The organism is Petrocella sp. (genome assembly GCF_059865615.1).
The window spans coordinates 1-5948 of sequence record NZ_JCBCDA010000078.1; the positions used below are offsets into that span (position 1 = coordinate 1).

At 40.3% G+C, this 5948-nt stretch carries 7 protein-coding genes; 5 read left to right on the top strand and 2 right to left on the bottom strand.

What is annotated here, in order from left to right; genetic code table 11:
* The first annotated feature begins 272 nt into the window (after positions 1-272).
* The 5 genes from AC6F8J_RS09160 (at position 273) to AC6F8J_RS09180 (ending at position 4441) form a co-directional block, all read left to right on the top strand.
* Entirely contained in the window at positions 273-1313 is a 1041-nt protein-coding gene (locus tag AC6F8J_RS09160) for a tungsten cofactor oxidoreductase radical SAM maturase (RefSeq protein ID WP_500722753.1), read from the top strand.
* A gap of 15 nt (positions 1314-1328) precedes the next feature.
* A complete protein-coding gene (locus tag AC6F8J_RS09165; protein ID WP_275841520.1) occupies positions 1329-1553 on the top strand; it encodes a MoaD/ThiS family protein in 225 nt (74 codons plus the stop codon).
* 1 nt (position 1554) lies between these two features.
* The gene (locus tag AC6F8J_RS09170; protein WP_500722756.1) at positions 1555-2232 is read left to right on the top strand and encodes a ThiF family adenylyltransferase; all 678 of its coding nucleotides are present in this window, start codon (positions 1555-1557) and stop codon (positions 2230-2232) included.
* Positions 2233-2365: 133 nt separating this feature from the next.
* Positions 2366-3160, top strand: coding sequence for a phosphotransferase (locus AC6F8J_RS09175; RefSeq protein ID WP_500722758.1), 795 nt, complete (start codon positions 2366-2368; stop codon positions 3158-3160).
* Between the two features lie 36 nt (positions 3161-3196).
* Positions 3197-4441, top strand: coding sequence for an EAL domain-containing protein (locus tag AC6F8J_RS09180; RefSeq protein WP_500722760.1), 1245 nt, complete (start codon positions 3197-3199; stop codon positions 4439-4441).
* A 37-nt stretch (positions 4442-4478) separates the two neighbouring features.
* Here AC6F8J_RS09180 and AC6F8J_RS09185 read toward each other — a convergent pair whose 3' ends face one another.
* Together AC6F8J_RS09185 and AC6F8J_RS09190 are read right to left on the bottom strand one after the other, a co-directional pair.
* Positions 4479-4742, bottom strand: a complete 264-nt coding sequence (locus tag AC6F8J_RS09185) for a hypothetical protein (RefSeq protein ID WP_125136093.1) — start codon at positions 4740-4742, stop codon at positions 4479-4481.
* Between the two features lie 14 nt (positions 4743-4756).
* Positions 4757-5923: a Y-family DNA polymerase gene (locus AC6F8J_RS09190; RefSeq protein ID WP_500722762.1), complete on the bottom strand. Its 1167-nt coding sequence runs from the start codon at positions 5921-5923 to the stop codon at positions 4757-4759.
* Between the last annotated feature and the right edge of the window lie 25 nt (positions 5924-5948).

Below are 5948 nucleotides of genomic sequence, written 5' to 3' on the forward strand. Positions count from 1 at the left end.
GACTTAAGAGAGTTGCATTTGCATCGTAATGCAGATGGAAGAAGAACTTCGGAAAGCCGTATGAGGGAGAACCTCACGTACGGTTTGATGAGGAGGTTCTGGCAGAGGCATTGCCAAAGCCAGAACTTTACTCTACAAGTCCTCACTATGTTAATGCGTTGAAGTGTCGCATTAACAATCAAGGAAGCCTTTCCTGCCGGAACAATTTGCTTTGCAAAACGAGGCGTAGCCTCTTTGTTCTATATTAGGAAGGTTGTAAAATGGAGGTAAAAATGGCGATCAAAAAGGTAAATCTAGAATTAACCGATCGGTGCAATCTTAACTGTACCATGTGCTATAGAAAATCATGGAGCGAAGCACCACAGGACATGGAAAGCGAGGTGCTGGACAAGATATTAAACGAACTCGTAGATATGGAAACCCTGGAAGAAGTGGTTGTAGGTGGGATTGGTGAGCCTACGGTCCACCCAAGGATTAAGGAAGTGCTGAAGCGACTTAGTCAATATAGATTAATGCTCACCAGTAACGGAACATCCTTTACAGAAGATCTGATGACAGCCTTCATCGATCATGTGGACCAACTGGTTATTTCCATAGATGGTTTATCAGAAGTATTTTTTGATATTAGGGGCTTTGAGTTTCAAGTTGTCATTGACAATGTCAAGAAGTTGAATGCATTAAAAATCGCTAGAAACAGTAAAATGCCTCAGCTTGTGTTTCAAATGGTGATCTCAAAAACCAATAAACAAGATGTGTTTAAGCTCATGGACTTGGTGAGTGAACTTGGTGCCACTCAATTTATCGTATCGAATATTCTGCCTGCATCTTTAGAAGACGGGGACTTAATTCTTTATTCGGAAAATGATGCACCAGAAATGAAAGCTTTTTATCAAAGGATTCGTAGTCATGGTCTAAAAAAAGGGCTTGAAGTTCGATTGTCTGAATCGAAGCTTAAAACGGAGCGCAGATGTAGATTCATTGAAAACGATACAACCGTCATCAACGCCAAAGGTGATATCACCCCTTGTTACCGGTTTGCCCACAGTGGTACAGAAGTTGTATTTGGGAGAAGTAAGAAAATAGAAGCACATACTTTTGGCCATATCATGACGGACACACTTGAAAACATATGGGATACCGATGCTTATAAAAAATACCGTGCTATGGTATACGATAACCATTACCCTTCATGTACAGACTGTGACCTAGTGGATGGGTGTGACCTTGTAAGAGATACGACCAGTGACTGTTATGGCAATATGCCTTCCTGTGGCGATTGTCTATGGGTGCGTAATCTTGTTTATTGTCTATAGCTAGAAGGAGGATTTATGGAATTTAAAGTAAGATTGTTTGCAACACTTAGAAAAGATAGAGGCCGTGAAGTCATGGTAGAACTTCAGGAGGAACAGACAGCCAGAGCCATTATTAACCAACTTCAGATTGATGAGAAGGATGTGGCGATTCTTATGATTAACGGTCGCGACGGTCTTTTGGATACAAAGCTTGTAGAAGGCGATATTGTTTCTATTTTTCCACCTGTAGGAGGTGGCTGATATGGACCGTTATACAAAAAATAGAAATATGTTGAGTCAAGACGAGTGTGATGTATTAAAGAATAAAAGCGTATGTGTCATTGGCTGTGGTGGCCTTGGTGGCTATGTGATTGAAATGCTGGGTAGAATTGGTGTAGGGAAGATTACCGCCGTGGATGGTGATGTTTTTGATGTGAGTAATCTGAACCGGCAGCTTCTCTCGACAGAAGTGCATATTGGCTTAGGTAAAGCCATAACAGCCAAAGAGAGGATGGAAAAGGTCAACTCAGATGTAGAATTGACCCCTGTCATTGCATATTTGACCCAGGAAAATGCCCTAGACATTGTTCGAGGACATGATCTTGTAATCGATGCCCTGGATTCCATAGAGACACGCTTTGTACTTCAAAAGGCAGCTTCAGAATTGGGTATCCCTATGGTTTATGGTGCAATTGCAGGTTGGTACGGTCAGGTAAGTACGATTATGCCTGGTGATGATTTTCTGAGTAAAATCTATAGAAATCACAAGGGGAAAGGTCATGAAGTAGAACTGGGTAACCCTTCGTTTTCACCGGCACTGGTAGCATCACTACAGGTCAGTGAGGCGGTTAAGGTATTAATTGGAAGGGGTGAGCTATTAAATGGCAAGCTTCTACTTATAGATCTTTTTAACAATGATTTTGAAGTGGTTTTATTTTAAATCGAAGCATGTTCTATAGAAAAAATTTGACGATTGTGATAAAATCATCAGAAGAGAAAATATAAAATTTTGTAAAATAAAGGGTAAGATAATGGTTAGTAAATAGAGTAAAAGATGGAATGGGGGCATTTGGATGAAACGACAACTTATGGGTTACGGCGCAACATCAGATGTTTATGAGTGGCACGACCATACGGTTTTGAAGTTGTTCAAACCTCATATTGAAGATCAAATGATTGACTATGAGGGTCTGATTCATGAGATTGTCTATGACAAAGGTCTATCCATGCCAAGACTTATAGAAGAAATAGAAGTAGAAGGACGTAGAGGCTACATTTTTGAACGTATTAACGGAAAGACCATACTTTTTCATTTGACTAAAAAGATATGGAAGGCTTATTTTTACGGAAAATGTTTGGCAAGGATCCAACTTAACATCCATGAGAAAACAGCACCTCTTTTACCGGATGTTAAGGAGCACCTTAGAAGAAGCATTAATAAGGTGGTGGATCTACCTGTTGACTTGGTTGAAGCAGTGATGAAAACCATAAATGAATTACCTGATGGTGAAGCCATATGTCATATGGATTTTCATCCTCGGAACGTGTTTTATTATGAGAAAAAAGCAACGGTTATTGACTGGGTGACAGCAGCTAAGGGACATCCTGCTGCAGATGTGGCAAGAACATACATCCTTTTGAAATACGAAGATCTTCATAAAGAACAACCTAGAATCTTTATGTGGATGTTTTATATCGCCAGAAAAATATTGATATGGTCTTATTTGAAGGCGTATTACAAAGTCTCTGGTATGGACTTTGAAGCGATAAAACCTTGGCTAGGACCTATGGCCATTGCCAGAATGAGTGAACCGGTAAGTCAAGATGAGAGCGCTGCTCTATATCAAGATTTTGTTATTCTAGAGTGAAGCATAGCGTAAATAATATTAGAGATGGAGAAATACATGAGTCATAGTTATTCAACCCGTGAACTGATTGACCAAGAATCTATAGAAATATATATGCAGCCAATCATTTCCCATCACGAGGGATTTGCCATTGGTATAGAAGCCTTTGTAAAAGGTATTCATCCAATAACCAAGGAAATAATAGGACCGAATACACTTTTTGAGAAGGCTGTGGAAGAAGATTTGGATATGGAGCTTGGGTTATTGGTTATAAAAAAGACAGTTCAAGTTTTTTTTCCTATTCAGGAAAAAAACCCTGAATCCTTATTGTTTATTAACATTAATGAAAGTATGATCCATGCTTGTGAAGAAACCAATGCTCTAAAGGAAATTGTTGAGGCCTATGGCATAGTACCAAAATCTGTTGTTTTTGACATCGGTAATTATGAGAATATTTCGGTAGAACAGATTCAAGCGTTTATTAACCAACAGCGGATTTTTGGCTTTTATATCAGCATTGATGATATTGGCAAAGATTATTTTAATCTGGATAGAATCATACTTTTTAATCCCGATATTATAAAGATAAATCACCAATACTTAGCCAAGTTGAACAACCCAAGTTATTCAAAACGCATACTAAAACATATGGGTCAGATTGCACATGAGATGGGTATGGTTGTAATAGAAACAGGCATTGAAACAAAAAAAAGCCTGGCATTAGCCTTTGAGCAGGGCGCTCAATATTTCCAAGGTTACTATATCAAAGAACCGGTCAGAGTCAGTGAAGAAGACTATGTCGACTTATTTGACTTGGAGAAGGGCTTTGAACGTATTGGAAGTCATGTAAAAACTGCTACGATAGAAGACATGCGCCTTTTCATGAACAAGATTGTTATGTTTTTAGATCAACTTAAAGAAGAAAGTCATAATTGGCCACATTATTCTATGGAAAAAAATGTGAACCAGCTTTTTATTGCTTATCCCTCTATTGAAAATGGTTGGATTATCGATAAAAAAGGTATTCAAATAAGTGATGCCATGATTAACAATACGGGATTTTCTTCTAGGAACGCGGACATTTTTAAGATTCACAACAAGGGATATGATTACTCAGAGGAAGATTTGTATCGCTTTATCAGTGGTGGCAGTCTTGAGGTATGGATCACCAAGCCCTACATATCCTTATTAACCAACAGCATATGTGTGACTACGTCATCTTACATCCAAGCTATTGGAGAAGAACCTCATATATTGTGTTTGGTGTTTAATTACGAACTTTTCAAGAAAAGTCATTTATAAAATTGAGTGAAACTTAGTTTTGACCCTTTAACCAAATCTATATCTTAAAAAGAACCCAACGACAGGAATCCAAGTCGTAGCGAATCTCACAAAGCTTAATCATGGCGTTGATGGCAATCTCACAGGTGAAGCGATAGACTTTGTTGCCGGCAACCCGGTCAAGTTCAGTGGTATAGATCTGAAGGACCCGGTAGACCTGTCGTTCACCTTCGTGGGTTGTAATCTTGAACTTAACGGGATGGATACGACCGTCTTCTTCGGTCCAACTGATCATCTCGATAGGTTTTGCAATGGTTTTCATATATAACACCTCATCTATAAAATACTGGTCATGACAGGATAATCTTCCACGCCAATGCCACCGGTGATCGGTTTCAAACCGGAATGTAAAAAGCTGGCACGCTGTATGGAAGTCAGTCCATAGCGCCCTCGAATCCGGTCAACAGCCAGATCCAGAAGCCGATCTCTAGAAAAATCATAATCCTCTAGAAAAGACAATTGAACATAATCATTGGTGTGTAGGTCACTGGCTCGTAAACCCAGTTTGCGAATAGGCATACCGTCCCAAAGCTCGTCAAAAAGACGCCTAGCAACTTGGTGGATATAGCTGGTTGAATTCATAGCGACGCTAAGCTTGTATTGATGGCTCTTGTGACCAAAAGTGGCAGAGGTAATGCTCACGGCAATCAGACCGGCGCAAAAGCCTGCGGCCCTTAGGCGCATGCCTACGCTTTCGGCTAAGGACAAGAGAACCTGATAAGCGGTTGTCGCTTCAAGAACATCAAATTTAACGGTGGTCGAATTGCCCATGCCTTTAACCAAGGGATGGTTATTTTTACGAACAGGAGAAGGGTCAACGCCGTTGGCATAGCTCTGAATCAGATAGGCAAAGCTTTTGAAATGACCATAGAGCATATCCGTATCGGCCTTTGCCAATTCACCAATGGTGGTGATGCCAAGATAATAGAGCTTTTTAGAGGTCTGTCGTCCCACCATGAATAAGTCAGAAACCGGCAGGGGCCATAATTTCTCTTTCAGTTCATGAGAAAAAAGGGTATGAACAAGGTTAGGCTTCTTAAAGTCGGAAGCCATTTTTGCAAGGATCTTATTGTGAGAGACACCTATATTAACGGTAAAGCCCAGTTCATCTGAGATGGCATCTTTAATGGTGTGCGCCAGTAGGACAGGGTCTTTTTTATCAGATCCAATCTGAAGAAAGTCCACAAAACACTCATCTACACTAAACTGTTGGACAAGGGGCGAGTATCTTTGGATGATGTCGATCATGGCTTGACTGGCTTTCATGTAGAGGTTGTAGTCGGGAGGCACCACTACAAGGTTAGGACATTTCTGTCGTGCCGCCATGAGGGGTTCCCCGGTATGGATGCCATATTGCTTGGCAGGTGTTGATTTGGCAAGGACAATACCATGTCTTGATTTTTCGTTACCACCGACAACAGAGGGAATAGACCTTAAGTCCACAGCATCACCTTGTTGTAGCCGGTAA